General features: G+C 64.2%; 13 protein-coding genes and 1 other RNA gene. 8 read left to right on the top strand and 6 right to left on the bottom strand.

The annotated features are described in order from the left end of the window. Positions 1-24: 24 nt before the first annotated feature. Positions 25-375, bottom strand: a complete 351-nt coding sequence (locus tag Q3C01_RS24270; protein WP_458147823.1) for a DUF6665 family protein — start codon at positions 373-375, stop codon at positions 25-27. 79 nt (positions 376-454) lie between these two features. Next, positions 455-1,090 (bottom strand): TetR/AcrR family transcriptional regulator, encoded by a 636-nt coding sequence (locus Q3C01_RS24265; RefSeq protein WP_458147822.1) that lies wholly within the window; start codon positions 1,088-1,090, stop codon positions 455-457. 194 nt (positions 1,091-1,284) lie between these two features. Here Q3C01_RS24265 and Q3C01_RS24260 point away from each other — a divergent pair, with 194 nt between their 5' ends. The 4 genes from Q3C01_RS24260 to Q3C01_RS24245 all read left to right on the top strand — a co-directional run bounded on the left by Q3C01_RS24260 (position 1,285) and on the right by Q3C01_RS24245 (position 7,816). Continuing rightward, positions 1,285-2,610 (top strand): HlyD family efflux transporter periplasmic adaptor subunit, encoded by a 1,326-nt coding sequence (locus Q3C01_RS24260; protein ID WP_458147821.1) that lies wholly within the window; start codon positions 1,285-1,287, stop codon positions 2,608-2,610. Positions 2,611-2,635: 25 nt separating this feature from the next. Next, positions 2,636-4,219 (top strand): DHA2 family efflux MFS transporter permease subunit, encoded by a 1,584-nt coding sequence (locus tag Q3C01_RS24255; RefSeq protein ID WP_458147820.1) that lies wholly within the window; start codon positions 2,636-2,638, stop codon positions 4,217-4,219. 336 nt (positions 4,220-4,555) lie between these two features. Beyond that, positions 4,556-6,355 carry an ABC transporter ATP-binding protein gene (locus Q3C01_RS24250; protein WP_458147819.1) on the top strand — a complete coding sequence of 600 codons (1,800 nt, stop codon included), beginning with the start codon at positions 4,556-4,558 and terminating at the stop codon, positions 6,353-6,355. Positions 6,356-6,415: 60 nt separating this feature from the next. After that, entirely contained in the window at positions 6,416-7,816 is a 1,401-nt protein-coding gene (locus tag Q3C01_RS24245) for an MATE family efflux transporter (RefSeq protein WP_458147818.1), read from the top strand. Positions 7,817-7,878: 62 nt separating this feature from the next. Here the strand turns inward: Q3C01_RS24245 and Q3C01_RS24240 are convergent, their stop codons facing one another. Next, positions 7,879-8,622 (bottom strand): sulfite exporter TauE/SafE family protein, encoded by a 744-nt coding sequence (locus tag Q3C01_RS24240; RefSeq protein WP_458147817.1) that lies wholly within the window; start codon positions 8,620-8,622, stop codon positions 7,879-7,881. Positions 8,623-8,754: 132 nt separating this feature from the next. Beyond that, on the bottom strand, positions 8,755-10,131 hold the full coding sequence (locus Q3C01_RS24235) for an aminotransferase-like domain-containing protein (protein WP_458147816.1): 1,377 nt from the start codon (positions 10,129-10,131) through the stop codon (positions 8,755-8,757). A gap of 48 nt (positions 10,132-10,179) precedes the next feature. On the opposite strand from Q3C01_RS24235, the gene Q3C01_RS24230 reads away from it, so the two are divergent. Beyond that, the gene (locus Q3C01_RS24230; RefSeq protein ID WP_458147815.1) at positions 10,180-10,650 is read left to right on the top strand and encodes a DUF983 domain-containing protein; all 471 of its coding nucleotides are present in this window, start codon (positions 10,180-10,182) and stop codon (positions 10,648-10,650) included. Between the two features lie 74 nt (positions 10,651-10,724). Beyond that, a complete protein-coding gene (locus tag Q3C01_RS24225) occupies positions 10,725-11,441 on the top strand; it encodes an alpha/beta fold hydrolase (RefSeq protein WP_458147814.1) in 717 nt (238 codons plus the stop codon). Positions 11,442-11,669: 228 nt separating this feature from the next. Here the strand turns inward: Q3C01_RS24225 and rnpB are convergent. After that, positions 11,670-12,096, bottom strand: an RNA gene (gene rnpB / locus Q3C01_RS24220) — RNase P RNA component class A. A 148-nt stretch (positions 12,097-12,244) separates the two neighbouring features. Here rnpB and Q3C01_RS24215 point away from each other — a divergent pair. Together Q3C01_RS24215 and Q3C01_RS24210 are read left to right on the top strand one after the other, a co-directional pair. Further along, on the top strand, positions 12,245-12,595 hold the full coding sequence (locus Q3C01_RS24215; RefSeq protein ID WP_458147813.1) for a YciI family protein: 351 nt from the start codon (positions 12,245-12,247) through the stop codon (positions 12,593-12,595). Next, positions 12,592-13,827 (top strand): RNA polymerase sigma factor, encoded by a 1,236-nt coding sequence (locus Q3C01_RS24210; RefSeq protein WP_458147812.1) that lies wholly within the window; start codon positions 12,592-12,594, stop codon positions 13,825-13,827. The genes Q3C01_RS24215 and Q3C01_RS24210 overlap by 4 nt, the downstream gene beginning before the upstream one ends. Before the next feature lie 158 nt (positions 13,828-13,985). On the opposite strand, the gene Q3C01_RS24205 is transcribed toward Q3C01_RS24210, so the two are convergent. Further along, on the bottom strand, positions 13,986-14,768 hold the full coding sequence (locus tag Q3C01_RS24205) for an N-acetylmuramoyl-L-alanine amidase (protein WP_458147811.1): 783 nt from the start codon (positions 14,766-14,768) through the stop codon (positions 13,986-13,988). Positions 14,769-15,123 lie beyond the last annotated feature (355 nt).

The raw sequence follows: 15,123 nt of genomic DNA, 5'->3' as shown, positions 1-15,123 counted from the left end.
CTCGTACGCGTGTGATCGTTGAACTTACTTTGCGGCCCGCATCGATGGTGCCGGAACCAGCCCCATGCAGCGCTGCACCTCACCCGGCACGTTGTAGTCGCGCATGACGGGACGGCTGTCGCGTATGCCGCAAGCCTCCCGCTGCACCACGAACATCCAGAGCGCGTGGCCCGCCTCCATCACCAGGGCGCGCCGCGCCTGTTGCGTCGATGCCGGCGTGTCCAAAGGCGGATGGGCCGCATCGAAGTCCCGCAAGCGGGCGAGGGCTTGTTCCAGCGCTCGCCCCATCCGCCCGAACGCAGAGGCCTGCTCCTGGACGATCTCATAGTTGAGAACATCGACCGGCGTGCGGTGAAGGCGAAGGTCAGGGGGCATGGCTTATGTATAGCGTCAGGGGGGACGCTAGCAACGTCGTGGTTAGAGAAACGCCCTGCGCTACGGCGGTGGCACTAGCTCACTTCGCCCGGTAAGCCGCCAAAAACATCCGCGTCGCGCTGTCAACCACGGCCGTGATGCGCTCCTCCGTCGGGGCCGGCGCGGCCTGGAAGATGAAGGGGAGGAACAGCGAGGCCTTGCACACCTCCATGAACTGGGAGGCGGCGAGGTCGCAATCGTCGATGGCGAGATCGCCCGGCGCAACATGCGCCTTCAGATAGTCGGCGAGCCGGTTGACGGTCTTGTCCAGCACGCACGCGTAATAGCGGCGGCCGAGCTCGGGCATGCGCTCGGCGATCGCCATCACGGTGCGGATCGCCGATCCCCCGCCGGGCCGGCAGAGCAAATGGATATAGGCCTTGCCGAACTCCTTCAGCGTGGTCTCGGCATCGCGCGAGGGGTCGAAGTTGAACACGACCTGGCCGTGCTGGAGCGCTTCCTCCTCGAGGATGGCTCCGAACAGCGCGCATTTGTCGGCGAAGTAGACGTAGAGTGTGCCCTTGGAGACGGCAGCTGCGCGCGCGATCTCGCCCATGCTGGCGCCGTCGAATCCGAGGTCCATGAACACCTTGCGGGCGCCGTCGAGGATCTGGCGGCGCTTGGAGCTGTCCTCCTCTGAGACGATAGCGACAGTGTCGCGAACGGCTGCAACCATTGATTCAGGGTTCCCTGAGGTTTTTGGCGCCGGAACCCCAAAGAAACTGAAAGAAAGGATTCCGGCCACTAGGGTCCGATGGGGCTATAATCTATATTGACCGAACGGTTCGGTCAATGATATTTATCAATTGGCGAAGGCAAGGGGGCCGCGTCGTGGCCCGCCCGATCGCGTGTTTTTGTGGGGAGGCCTTCATGGCCGTATCGAGAGACCAGGCCGCTCGCGTCCTTCGCCAGGATTCCCTGGAGCAGGCGCCAGCTCGGGGCGACGCTGCGAGCGACGATCCGGCGGCACTGGCCGAGCAGCTGCGGACCGTGGCCGAAGAGGGCAAGCGCCGCACGGCCGACACACCGGAGAAGCCGGCAATCGAGAAGCCCGCCCCGAGCATGCCGGCAACCGGCGCGCCTGCGCCGAGCGCTGCCCCGCCGAAATCCGGCAAACGCAAATTCATTCTGATGGGCGTCGGCCTTCTGCTTGCGCTCGCGGCCGCGAGCTATGCCGGCTACTACACGCTGGTTGGCCGCTTCTACGTCTCGACCGACGACGCCTATGTGCGCGCCAACAACACCATGCTGGGTGCGCGCGTTGCTGGCCACATCTCCTCGATCCTGCCCGGCGACAACGCGCTGGTGCATGCCGGCGATGTCGTCTTCCGCATCGACGACGGCGACTACAAGATCGCAGTCGACGCCGCCGCGACCCGGATCGCAACCCAGCAGGCCACCATCGATCGCATCGGCCGCCAGGTCGCAGCGCTCGAGAGCCAGGTCGTGCAGGCCAAGGCGCAGCTCGTTTCCGCGGAAGCGGGCCTCAAGCGCGCAGACCTCGACTATGAGCGCCAGCAGGCGCTGAGCAGCAAGGGCTTTGCCTCGCGCGCCACGTTCGAAACCTCGGAAGCCGGACGCGATCAGGGCGCCGCCGCCGTCAAGGCCGCGCAGGCCGCTTACGACGTCGCAGTCAGCAATGTCGACGTCGCCAAGGCACAGCAGGCCGAAGCGCAGGCGCAGCTTGCTGAGTTGAAGACCACGCTCGCGAAAGCCGAGCGCGACCTCAACTTCACCTCGGTGCGCGCGCCGGTCGACGGCACCTTCTCCAACCGCCTCGTCAACACCGGCGACTTCGTCGCGGTCGGCCAGCGGCTCGGCAACATCGTGCCGCTCGACGAGGTCTATATCGACGCTAATTTCAAGGAAACCCAGCTCAAGCGCATCCGTCCCGGCCAGCCGGTGACGATCAAGGTCGATGCCTACGGCTTCCGCAAGTTCTCCGGCATCGTCGACAGCATCTCGCCGGCCGCGGGCTCGGTGTTCACGCTGCTGCCGCCCGACAACGCCACGGGCAATTTCACCAAGATCGTGCAGCGCCTGCCGGTCCGCATCCGCGTGCCGAAATCGGTCGCGCGCCAGAACCTGCTCCGCGCCGGCATGTCGGTCTACGCGACGGTCGACACCAACAAGGGCGCGGCCGACGCCGACAGCGAAATCGATCTCGACGATCCCACGATGATCCATCCGCAGTAAGCGAACAGCGCTGCGAGGCCTGACGATGGCGACCGCCACGACCGCTAGTCCCGCCATGATGGCGAACCCCGCTTCGGAACGCATCGAGCCGAAGCGGCTGTTCGCCTTCATCATCATGGTGTTCGGGATGTTCATGTCGATCCTGGACATCCAGATCGTCTCGGCCTCGCTGTCCGAGATCCAGGCGGGCCTGTCGGCGAGCCAGAGCGAAGTCTCCTGGGTGCAGACCGCCTATCTGATCGCCGAAGTTATCGCGATCCCGCTGTCGGGATTCCTGTCGCGCGCGCTCGGTACGCGGTTGTTGTTTGCGATCTCGGCGGCGGGCTTCACCGCATCCAGCCTGCTCTGCGGCTTCGCCTCCTCGATTGAGCAGATGATCTTGTGGCGCGCGCTTCAGGGATTCCTAGGTGCAGGCATGATTCCGACCGTGTTCGCCTCCGCCTACACGGTGTTTCCACGCACGAAATTCCACATCGTCGGCCCCATCATCGGTCTCGTCGCGACCCTGGCGCCGACCGTGGGTCCGACGGTCGGTGGCTACATCACCGACCTCATGTCCTGGCACTGGCTGTTCTTCATCAATGTCGTGCCCGGCATCGGCATCACGCTGGGCGTGCTGGCGTTGGTCGATTTCGACGAGCCGCATTTCGAGCTGCTCGACCGCTTCGACTGGTGGGGCCTGATCTTCATGGCCGGCTTCCTCGGCTCGCTGGAATATGTGCTCGAGGAAGGCCCGCAATATGAATGGCTCCAGGACACGTCCGTCGCGATCTTAGCCTGGGTTTGCGCGATCTCGGCGATCGCATTCTTCTGGCGCGTCTTCACCGCGGCTGAGCCGATCGTCAACCTGCGTACCTTCACCAACCGCAATTTCGCGGTCGGCTGCGTGCTGCAGTTCTGCATCGGCATCGGTCTCTATGGTCTGACCTACATCTATCCGCGCTATCTCGCCGAAGTCCGCGGCTACAGCGCGCTGATGATCGGCGAGACCATGTTCGTCTCCGGTGCCACCATGTTCCTGGTCGCGCCGCTGGTCGGCCGTCTCATGCTGCGCTTCGACCTGCGCTACATGATTGCCTTCGGGCTGATCGTGTTCGCTATCGGCTCCTACCAGATGACCTGGATCACCCGCGACTTCGATTTCTACGAGCTGCTGCTGCCGCAGATCCTCCGCGGCATCGGCATGATGTTCGCGATGGTGCCGACCAACAACATCGCGCTCGGCACGCTGGCGCCGGAGCGGGTGAAGAATGCCTCGGGCCTGTTCAACCTGATGCGCAACCTCGGCGGCGCCGTCGGTCTCGCGGTGATCAATACCGTGCTCAACGACCGCACCGATCTGCACATTACGCGGCTTCAGGAGCGCGTGACCTGGGGCAACGCGACGGCGACCGAGACGCTCAACACCTTCATGCAGAAATTCCAGGGCCTGGGCGACGCCACGCTGATGGCGATGAAGCAGCTCACCCAGATCGTGCACCGTCAGGCCGTCGTGATGGGGTATGGCGATGCCTTCTTCATGCTGACGCTGTTCTATCTCAGCTTGAGCCTGCTGGTGACGCTCCTGAACAAGCCAGCGTCCCTCGCAGGCGGCGGCGACGCGCATTAAATTTGCAACACTCGCGCGACATCTTGCGCGAGCCGTGTTGCAAATCGCAACCGACACATCTATAAAGCGCGTCTCATTGCTCGAACCGGGGAGAGATTTGCATGATTTCGACGCATTCGCAGATCGCACGCCCGCGCTCGATGTCTATGTTTTTCCAGCTCGGTGTGTGCTCGGTCCTTTAGAGGCCGTTTTCGCCAGCTTCGACCGGGCCTGATTCCCCGGTTGCTCCAACTCCCAAACGACAACCTGATTTAGCGACGCCATTTTCGGCCCTCGTAGCCGTCATGCGTCCATCGATGGAGCCGGACTGCGCGGGAAGCGCAGCCGGATAACGCCATGACCGTACTGTCAAAAAAGCCCGCGGCGATACGCGTGGTGCTGCCCTTCGTGTTCCGCCACTGGCTGAAGCAGCCGGGGCGCGCGCTCGCGGTCGCCGGCGGCCTGTTAGGTGCGACGGTCGCCGACCTCTTCATGCCGGTATTCTCCGGGCGTCTCGTCGACGCCCTGACGCACGGGTCCGACGATCCCGTCGCGCGCCACGCAGCGCTGGTCGCATTCGGCGCGATCGTGGCGCTCGGCTTCACGTCGATGGTGCTGCGGCTGGCCGGTTTGCAGGTGATCGTGCCGTTCACGCTGAAGCTGATGTCCGACATCGCGCAGGACGCCTTCTTGCGCGTGCAGCGCTTTTCGACCGACTGGCACGCCAACTCGTTCGCCGGCTCGACGGTGCGCAAGATCACGCGCGGCATGTGGGCGCTCGACCTCTTGAACGACACGATCCTGCTGGCGCTGCTGCCTTCGCTCTGCGTGCTCGTCGGCTCGATGATCCTGCTCGGGGTGCACTGGGCCTCGCTCGGCGCGGTAATCGCGCTCGGCGCACTGGTCTATGTGACGATGACGGCGCTGTTCTCTACGCGCTACATCGCGCCGGCTGCGCGCGTCTCCAACGCCTGGGACACCAAGGTCGGGGGAACGCTGGCGGATGCGCTGACTTGCAATGCGGTGGTGAAGTCGTTCGGTGCGGAGGCGCGCGAGGATGCGCGGCTCGCCCGCGTCATCAAGCGCTGGAGCGTGCGCGTGCGGCGGACCTGGCTGCGCTACAACTACACTGCGCTGGCGCAGCTCTCGCTGCTGCTATGCCTGCGCGCATCGGTGATCGGCGGCTCGGTGCTGCTGTGGATGGCGGGGCGTGCCTCGCCCGGCGACGTCACCTATGTGCTGACGAGCTACTACATCATCCACGCCTATCTTCGTGACGTCGGCATGCACATCAACAACCTGCAGCGCTCGGTCAATGACATGGAGGAGCTGGTCGCGATCCATGACGAGCCGATCGGCATTGCCGATGCGCCGGATGCAACGCCGATCCTGATCGAGGGGGGCCGCATCGTGTTCGACGACGTGACCTTCCACTACGGTGGCCACCCCGCACCGCTGTATGACGGCCTGTCGATCGACATCCGCGCTGGCGAGCGCGTGGGACTTGTCGGCCGCTCCGGCTCTGGCAAGACGACCTTCGTCAAGCTGGTGCAGCGGCTCTACGACGTTTCTGATGGCCGCGTGCTGATCGACGGGCAGGATATCGCGAAGGCGACGCAGCAATCGCTGCGCAGCCAGATCGCGATCGTGCAGCAGGAGCCGATCCTGTTCCACCGCTCGCTTGCCGAGAACATCGCCTATGGCCGGCCCGGCGCCAGCCTGGAAGCGATCGAGCATGCAGCGCGGCTGGCGAATGCGCACGACTTCATCCTGCGCCTGCCCAAGGGTTATGGCACCCTGGTTGGCGAGCGCGGCGTAAAGCTGTCGGGCGGTGAGCGGCAGCGCGTCGCGCTGGCGCGTGCATTCCTCGCGGATGCACCGGTGCTGATCCTGGACGAGGCGACCTCGAGCCTGGACTCGGAATCGGAGGCGCTGATCCAGCAGGCAATGGAGCGGCTGATGAAGGGCCGCACCTCGATCGTGATCGCACACCGCCTGTCGACGGTGCGCAGCCTGGATCGCATCCTGGTGTTCGACCGCGGCGAGATCGTCGAGCAGGGTACCCATAAGGCGCTGACGGCGCGGCCAGGTGGCCTCTATCGCGGCCTGTTCGAACGTCAGGTGATCGAGTTCGGGCGCGACGTCGCAGCGGAGTGAGGACAGGAGGCGTGGCCGGGGAATGAACGCTCCGAAGCCACGCCGGAAATGGAAATTGACATGAAAGACCTGACACGCGGCTCCATCGTAAGCCACATCCTGACGATGGCCCCTCCGATCGTGGTTGGCATGATCACGATCATGATCTGCCAACTCGTCGATCTCTATTTTGTTTCGGGACTGGGCGAGGCCGCCATCGCGGGCGTGGCCGCGGCCGGCAATGCCGGCTTCCTCGTCAATGCGCTGATGCAGGTGCTCGGCGTCGGCACGGTCGCGCTGATCGCGCATGCCGTGGGTCGCAAAGACCGGGATGACGCCAACCTGATCTTCAACCAGTCGGTCGCCCTGGCGTTGCTGTTCGGACTGCTGACGCTCGTCGCCGGTGCCGTGCTGGCGCGTCCCTATATGCGCGGGATCGCTGCCGACGCAGCCACGATCGAAGCGGGCACCACCTATCTCCTCTGGTTCATGCCGGCGCTGGCGCTGCAATTCGCCATCCAGGTGATGGCGTCGGCGCTGCGCGCGACCGGCGTCGTGCGGCCGACCATGTTGGTGCAGGCGCTCGCCCTGATCGTCAACATCGCGCTGGCGCCGGTGCTGATCTCGGGCTGGGGCACCGGCCGCGCTTTCGGGGTTGCCGGCGCTGGCCTCGCAAGCACGATCGGCGTCCTGGCCGGCGCGCTGATGCTCTATGTCTATTTCCACAGACTGGAGCGCTATGTCGCCTTCGACCCAGCGCAATGGCGTCCGCAGTTCCATCATTGGAAGCGGATTCTCAATGTCGGCCTGCCGGCCGGCGGCGAGTTCGCGATGATGTTCATCTTCATGGCGGTGGTCTATTACGTCCTGCGCGATTTCGGCGCGCCGGCGCAGGCGGGATTCGGGATCGGGCAGCGGGTGCTCGGCCTGATCCAGATGCCGGGGCTTGCGGTTGCGCTCGCGGCCGGGCCGATCGCCGGCCAGAATGTCGGCGCCGGAAACGGTGCGCGCGTGCGGGAAACCTTCGTCAAGGCGGTGCTGATCGTCACCGTCGTGATGATCGGCTTCATGATCCTTGCGCAATCGAAGCCACAGTGGCTGCTCGCTGGATTCTCGAACGACCGCGAGACCATGAGGATTGCCTTCCTGTTCCTGCGGATCATCTCGTTCAACATGGTGGCGCAGGGCGTGATCTTCACCTGCTCGAGCATGTTCCAGGGCCTCGGCAACACCAAGCCGGTGCTGCTGAGCTCGATGACACGCGTGCTCACCTACTCGCTGCCGGCGATCTGGCTGTCGACGCGACCGGGCTTTCGGATCGAGCAGGTCTGGTACCTCTCGATCGCGGCGACGACGTTGCAAGCCGCCTTGAGCCTGTGGCTCTTGCGCCGCGAGTTCAAGAAGCGCCTGCCTCCCTCGGAGGCTGGTCCTGTGCGCGATGGGGTGGAGATCGCGGCCATCGGCACGACCGCGGCCGAATAGGCTCCTTCTGGTTATCCCGCAACCACGGCTCCGGCTGACTTGCCGGCGCCGTGGGGGCAGCGCTAGTGCGCACCAAAGCTGTTCCAGACGAGGCCGACACCCGACAGGAACAACAGGCCAAGCACGACGTCGCCGAAATGCTTGTCGCTGAGCGCGTGGTAGACGCGGGCACCACACCAGGCGCCGACCAGCGTGCCCGGAAACGCGATCAGCGCAAGCCAGACCACCTGCGTCGCGACCAGGCCTGATGCCGTCTGCAACACCAGCGCGGCTGCCAGCACCGTGAAATTGAAGAGCTGGAAGATGCCGCGCCGCTCATGCTTGTTCCAGCCGCGGATGTTGGCCCAGAGGATCGGCAGCGGCCCCGACAATCCGGCAAGGCCGCCCAAAATGCCGCCGGCGAAACCGATCGCGCCATCGGCGATCCTGCCGCCGAACTTGAAGGCGAGGGGCCGCTTGTTGAGGTAGAGCGCGGTCGGAAAGATCAGCAGCAAGACGCCGATGCTGAGCTTGAACACTTTTGGATCGGCCTGGGCGACCATCATGGTCCCCAGCGGGACGCCGGCCAGCCCGCCGATCAGGAACGGCCAGACCAGTGAGAGGTCAAAGCTCTTCCACATCGAGGGCAGCGTCGAGGCCTGCGCGATGACTGAACAGATCAGCACCAGCGGTACCGCGAGCGACGGCGGCAAGACATAGAGCCAGATGCCGAGCGCCATCAGCGCGGTGCCGAAACCGGCCAGCCCGGAGACGAAGCCGCCGGCCAATGCGCCGAAAAGCAACAGCGCGTAGTTGAACGTGCCCACCACTTGTGTCCTTGTTGTTGTTTGCGGTGTACTAGAGCATGATCCGGAAAAGTGTGAAGCGGTTTTCCGAAAAGATCATGCTCAAACAACAACCTAAAGCACGATGATGATTCATCTCGATCTCTTCGCGCTTTAGACGATCTGCCGGGCGTCGACCGGCCTGTGCAGCGCATTGAGGAGAATCTGCAACGCCTGGCCGAGCTCAGCGCGATTACGTGCGGCGCCGAGCGATAGTCGTGCCGCATGCGGCGGATGATCGCCGACCACGAAGGCGTCACTCGCGATGACGGCAAGCCCGTTGCGCAGCAGTTGCGCCGATATCTCCGTCCGGCTCCGGCCCTCCGGAAGCCGCAGCCAGAGATGATGTGCGGCAGGTTTGGCAAGGAACTGAAAACCCTTCAGCGCGCGCTGTGCGAGCTGCTGGCGGCCGATCGCTTCGTTGCGGATCGCGGTGATGATGCGGTCCGCAACCCCGATCTCGAGCCAATGGGTGACGAGCGCGACCATCAGCGGCGCAGGCATCTGCACGGCTGCCTGAAGATAGCTGCGCATCTCTTGCTGCGCGGCTGCGTCGGGCGTCACCAGATAGGCCACGCGCAGCGCCGGCGCGATGCATTTGGAGAGTGTGGTCGCAAGATAAGTCCGCTCCGGAATGAGATTGGCGATCGGCGAAGCCGAGCGGTCGAGCAGGCCATAGGCATCGTCCTCGATCAGCGTCGTGTCGGCGTCGCGGACGATTTTTGCGATTGCGCTCCGCCGCTCGGCCGACAACGTCGCCGTCGTCGGATTGTGCAGCGTCGGAATGAGATAGACCGCCTTCGGCTTGTTTTCCCGGCACGCCCTGGCCAGTGCTTCAGGCAGGATGCCGCCTTCATCCATCGCAACGCCGACCAGTTTGACGCCGAGCCGTGCGGCGACCGCCTTGATGCCGGGAAAGGTGAGGGCTTCCGTCAACACGACGTCGCCGGGCCCGGCGAGATAGGCGATGACGTTGAACAGGATCGTCTGCGTGCCGGGAAAGATCAAGAGCCGGTCAGGGCGGACATGGGGAACGCGCGTGCGTATCCACTTCGCCGCGACATCGAGCTCGTGCGGGCTGCCGCCCGGTGGCTGATAGTTGAGAAATGCTGTCAGGCCGGATTGCTGGCGCATTGCCTCGAGCCCGGCAAGGATCCGCTCGTCGAGTTGCGCCTCCAGCGGATGCGGCGGCACATTCATCGACAGATCGATCGTGACCGGGTGGGGCAGGTCGACCGTTCGTCGCGCGCTGGTCTCCGAGACAAACGAGCCCTGTCCGACCCGTGCCTCGAGAATCCCGCGGCGTCGCGCCTCCGTATAGGCGCGCGTCACCGTCGTCAGATCAATGCCGAGCGACTTGGCCAGCGCGCGCTGCGTCGGCAATTGCTGGCCGCGCACCAGCCTTCCGGCGGCGATGTCGGCCTCCATGGCTTCGACGATGCGCTGGTAGCGCGGGCCGCTGAGCTCCGCGATTGTAGGGACCCAATCCATGCAAATCTGGCCGTTTTCTTTGAATGTATGGATGCAAGATACTATTGTATGGATCGTTGGAAAGAAAGAGGTGTGGTCATGGCGACCGGTTCAGTCTCTCTGGCGAAGGCGATGTGGCGCGGGTTTTCCGGCAGGTGTCCGCATTGCGGCGAAGGCCATTTGTTCAAGCGCTTCCTGAAAGTGGCGGACAGCTGCGACGTCTGCGGCGAGGAGCTCTTTCACCACCGCGCCGACGATCTTCCCGCCTATCTCGTCATCGTCGTGGTCGGCCATCTCGTGGTGCCGGCGATCCTCGCTATCGAGACGGCTTATGCGCCGCCGGTCTGGTTGCAATTGGCAGTGTGGCTGCCGGTGACGCTGTTTGCTTCACTCGCCTTGTTGCAGCCGACCAAGGGCGCCATTGTCGGACTGCAATGGCAGGTCGGCATGCACGGCTTCGAGGAGAGCAAACATCGGCGCGAAGCCGGCCAGCTCGCGCCGGTGCTCGTCAAGACCAAGTCCGCAGTGCGAGCTGCCTAAGGGGGCGCGACGTTTACATCGCGCGGTCGGCCGCTACACTCCATCGTAGCCGAGAAGAAACGATGGAAATGTCGATGATCGAACGCTCGCCCAAAACCTTCCTGCTCTGTCACGGCGCCTGGTCGGGAGGGTGGGCGTGGAAGAAGATGCATCCGCTGATGGCGCAGGCTGGCCACTGCCTGGTGGCGCCAACCTACACCGGCCTCGGCGAGCGGTCGCATCTTGCAAATCCTTCAATCGACCTGGAGACACATATCCAGGATATCCTCAACGTCATCAGGTTCGACGATCTCAGCGACATCGTGCTGCTCGGCCATAGCTATGGCGGCATGGTTGCAACCGGCGTTGCCGACCGCGCCAGCGACCGGGTCGCGCAGTTGATCTATCTGGATGCCTTCGTGCCGCGCGACGGTCAGTCGCTGTTCGATCTCAACGAACAGGGGCGCGAGCCGATGCGTAAAGCTGCGGCCGCAGGCGATGGCTATCGCATCCCGCCTAACCCACCGCCGCCGGATACTCCGCAAGCCGATCTCGACTGGCTCGATGCGCACCGTGTCAACATGCCGGTCAAATGCTTCGGGACGAAGCTGAAGCTCGAACACGGCGAGCCGGCGATGCCCCGCAGCTACATCTACTGCACGCGCGTTCCACCGGGTGACGTGTTCGGGCAGTTCGCCAGGCGCACGAAGGGCGAGGCGGGCTGGCGGTATTTCGAGCTCGACGCCAGCCACGCGCCGAATGTCACGGCGCCGGAGACGTTGATGGCGGTGCTTGAGAAGATCGTGGTGTAGCCCTTCTCCGTCATTCCGGGGCGCGACGAAGTCGCGAGCCCGGAATCCATCATTCCACGAACACTGCGGCCCGATGGATTCCGGATTCTCGCTTCGCGAGCCCCGGAATGACGGCGTCAGAAATGGTGAGGGGCCCGGCGCGTTGGCGCCGAACCCCTCGTTGCTTCCTTAGCAAGATGCGTTTTCTTCACGCGAACCGGAAAACCACTTCGCTCGAAAACGCTTTAGAACATCAGCCGGCCTGTAAGCCGGGTTCTGTAGGGCACCGCCTGCTTGCGCAGGCGATACGTGACGGCCATTCCTCTGGGACAATGTTTGCACATTGCCTCGAGCAACCTACCCGGACGGCGGGCCTGACATCGCCCCGCGGCGTTATCGCTTGCGCGAACAGCCCGCTTAAGCCGTCCCTATTCGGTTTTGCTCCCGGTGGGGTTTGCCATGCCGGCTCCGTTGCCGGAACCGCGGTGCGCTCTTACCGCACCTTTTCACCCTTGCCCCGCGAAGCCCGAAGGCAAGCGGGGCGGTTCGTTCTCTGTGGCACTTTCCCTAGGGTTGCCCCCGCCGGACGTTATCCGGCACCGCATGTCAAGGGAGCCCGGACTTTCCTCCCCGGCGGCCTTTCGGCGCTTGCAGGGGCGGCCGTCCGGCCGACTGACGGCTTACGCAATGGGCATTTATGACGGTTTCGTCAAGGCGATATCGTTCCGCACGACATGCGAAAATAATTTATCCTGAAGATGTCGTTTGATGTGTGCCCCGTTCGACTGGATGTCGGCGATCCAGCCGAGCAACAGGAGTGAGCGATGCAGTATCTGCTGCTGATTTATCGGAACGAAGCTGAACTGGGCAAGATGACGCCCGAGGACCGACAGAAGATGTCGGCGGAGTATGGTGTTTACACGCAATCGATCATCCAGAGCGGCAATTTCAAGGCCGGCGACGGGCTGCAGCCGACCACGACAGCCACGACGGTGCGCGTGCGCGATGGCAAGATCCTGACGACCGACGGTCCCTTCGCGGAGACACGCGAGCAGCTTGGCGGCTACTATCTCGTCGAGGCCAAGGACCTCGACGCCGCGATCGGGATGGCGGCGAGGATTCCCGGCGCCAAGAACGGATCGATCGAGGTCAGGCCGATCATGATCTACAAGTGATCTCGTCCACCGACATCGACAAGATCTTTCGCGACGAGGCGGGGCGGGCGCTGGCCACGCTGATCCGCCTCGTCGGTGATTTCGATCTCGCCGAAGATGTACTCCAGGACGCCTTTGCGGCTGCACTGGAGCGGTGGTCGACATTTGAGCTTCCCGACAACCCGCGCGCCTGGCTCGTCAATGTCGGGCGCAACAAGGCGATCGACCGCATTCGCCGCCAGGTCGCGTTTCGCGGCAAGCAGCAGGCGCTCGTGCATGAGCTCGCGTTGAATGACCAGGCGCCCGATGAGCCGGCGACGATGCTCGACGACGATATGCTGCGGCTGATCTTCACCTGCTGTCATCCAGCTTTCGCGCCCGAAGTCCAGGTCGCGCTGACGCTGCGTACGGTGTGCGGGCTCACCACGGCACAGGTCGCGCGTGCCTTTCTCGTCAGCGAGGAGGCGATGGGGCAGCGTCTCGTCCGTGCCAAGCAGAAGATCAGGCTCGCCGGCATTCCCTATGAGGTGCCGGAGCGCGACGCGCTGGAGCCACGGCTGCGCGGCGTTCTTGCCGTCATCTATCTCGTCTTCACCGAAGGCTATGTCGCAACGTCAGGTGCAGACCTGATGCGGCCCGATCTCGCGATCGAGGCGATCCGGCTTGGCCGCCTGCTCGATCGTTTGATACCAGAGCGCGGCGAGATCAAGGGGCTGCTGTCACTGATGCTGCTGCACGATGCGCGCCGCGCCGGGCGCGAGACGTCGGCCGGCGACATCGTGCTGCTGGAAGAGCAGGACCGCACGCTGTGGGATCGTGCGCAGATCGAGCAAGGCTTGTGTCTGGTCGACGACGCGCTGCGCTTGCCCGGCCGACCGCAGCCCTACGCCGTGCAGGCCGCGATTGCCGCGCTCCATGCGCGGGCGCCGAGTTATGAGGAGACTGACTGGCCGCAGATCGCCGGACTCTACGAAGTGCTGCTACGGATCAATCCCTCGCCCGTGATCGAGCTCAATCATGCTGCGGCCGTGTCCATGGTCGATGGCCCCGCCCGCGCGCTCGATCTCGTCGACGCGATCGCGGCGCGCGGCGGGCTCGACGGCTATGAGCTGTTGCCCGCTGTGCGCGCTGATTTGTTGCGACGGCTTGGCCGGAAGGAAGAGGCGCGAGAGGCATATGTCGCGGCGACCGAGGCGACGCAACTCGAGCCGCTGCGGAGGCTGTATGCGCGAAGGATGAGGGAGATTGGGTAGTCAGTTCCTCATCCTGAGGAGCGCGGAACGCGCGTCTCGAAGGATGAAGGCCCCGCTGGTGGCCTCGCCCTTCGAGACGCGCGCGAAGAGCGCGCTCCTCAGGGTGAGGGTCTATTCAGTTGCCCTGCTTGGAATGACGGAGGTTGTGGCCCGTGCCGTCACTTCGCTGCGACGGTCGTGCCATCGGTCGGCAAGCTCGCGAGCAGCGCCTGCAAGGTCGACAGCGTCGAGTGATCGGCGACGCCATCCAGCCGCGCCGGGCGGAAATGGCGCTGGAAGGCAGTGATCACCTCCATTGTCGTCGCATCGTACTTGCCGGTGAGCGGGACGCCGTAACCATATTTGGCGAGCGCCTGCTGCAGGCTCAACACCTCATCGCTGATGGTGCCGAGCATCAGGCTTTCGCCGCGCACGATCGGCGCCGGCGTCACCCAGTGGCCGACGCCGGAATTGGCCAGCGAGTGCCACGGGAATTTCTCGCCGGGATCCTTCTTGCGCGCGGGCGCGACGTCGGAATGTCCGAGCACCCGATGCGGCGCCACCTTGCGGCGGAGCATGATGCCGCGGCACAGCGCGATCACGGCGGCGATCTGGCGCAGCGGAAACTCGGGATAGCCCCAATCATGGCCCCGATTGACGATCTCGATACCGATCGAACAGGAATTGATGTCGTCCTCGCCCGCCCATGATGAGACGCCGGCGTGCCAGGCGCGCTTGCTCTCCGGCACGCATTGCACGATGCGGCCGTCCTCCAGCACGACATAGTGAGCCGAGACCTCGGTGCCCGCCGTGCACAGCCGCGCCAGCGCGCCCTCGACATCGGGCATGCCGGTGTAGTGCAGCAGGATCATGTCCGGCTGACGGCCCTTGTTGCGCTCGCCATAGTTCGGCGAAGGGATGATGTCGGAGACGATGGAGGAATCGGGGTCGAACGTCCGCATGCTCGCTGCGGCCTTGGGAACCGGGAGCGCACGTTGACGCTTCGAATCAGATCCTGGTGACGCGGACGAACCGGACGACATCATAAGGCTCAATCGGATGGGAGGAGCGGGCCCTTCACCCCCTTCACTTTACTATTCCTTTACCCTTGCGGCCGCGCAATCGCCGGCATCGGTTAACGCGCGCATTTTGCAGAAAGTGTGTGGATGACGCATCACCACGGATTTTACCTTTTTGACTTGTAATCGAACCATCAACGCTTTCTTAACGCTAAGGGCCGTTACTGAGAGATGAAGAGCCGACCCGCGTCCGGAGGCGGCCAACGCGTTTTTTGCTCGAAATCCCATGGCTGCCCGA

The organism is Bradyrhizobium sp. UFLA05-109 (assembly GCF_054185165.1).
Note: the sequence above shows the minus strand (reverse complement) of the source record. Positions and strands in the feature narration are given on the sequence as shown.

Excerpts from the sequence above, each read along its gene's own strand:
- Q3C01_RS24260 (WP_458147821.1), top strand. The coding sequence starts at position 1,285 with ATGGCCGTATCGAGAGACCAGGCCGCTCGCGTCCTTCGCCAGGATTCC.
- Q3C01_RS24230 (WP_458147815.1), top strand. The coding sequence starts at position 10,180 with ATGGATCGTTGGAAAGAAAGAGGTGTGGTCATGGCGACCGGTTCAGTC.
- Q3C01_RS24215 (WP_458147813.1), top strand. The coding sequence starts at position 12,245 with ATGCAGTATCTGCTGCTGATTTATCGGAACGAAGCTGAACTGGGCAAG.
- Q3C01_RS24235 (WP_458147816.1), bottom strand. The coding sequence starts at position 10,131 with ATGGATTGGGTCCCTACAATCGCGGAGCTCAGCGGCCCGCGCTACCAG.
- Q3C01_RS24270 (WP_458147823.1), bottom strand. The coding sequence starts at position 375 with ATGCCCCCTGACCTTCGCCTTCACCGCACGCCGGTCGATGTTCTCAAC.
- Q3C01_RS24245 (WP_458147818.1), top strand. The coding sequence starts at position 6,416 with ATGAAAGACCTGACACGCGGCTCCATCGTAAGCCACATCCTGACGATG.
- Q3C01_RS24225 (WP_458147814.1), top strand. The coding sequence starts at position 10,725 with ATGATCGAACGCTCGCCCAAAACCTTCCTGCTCTGTCACGGCGCCTGG.
- Q3C01_RS24255 (WP_458147820.1), top strand. The coding sequence starts at position 2,636 with ATGGCGACCGCCACGACCGCTAGTCCCGCCATGATGGCGAACCCCGCT.
- Q3C01_RS24250 (WP_458147819.1), top strand. The coding sequence starts at position 4,556 with ATGACCGTACTGTCAAAAAAGCCCGCGGCGATACGCGTGGTGCTGCCC.
- Q3C01_RS24265 (WP_458147822.1), bottom strand. The coding sequence starts at position 1,090 with ATGGTTGCAGCCGTTCGCGACACTGTCGCTATCGTCTCAGAGGAGGAC.
- Q3C01_RS24205 (WP_458147811.1), bottom strand. The coding sequence starts at position 14,768 with ATGCGGACGTTCGACCCCGATTCCTCCATCGTCTCCGACATCATCCCT.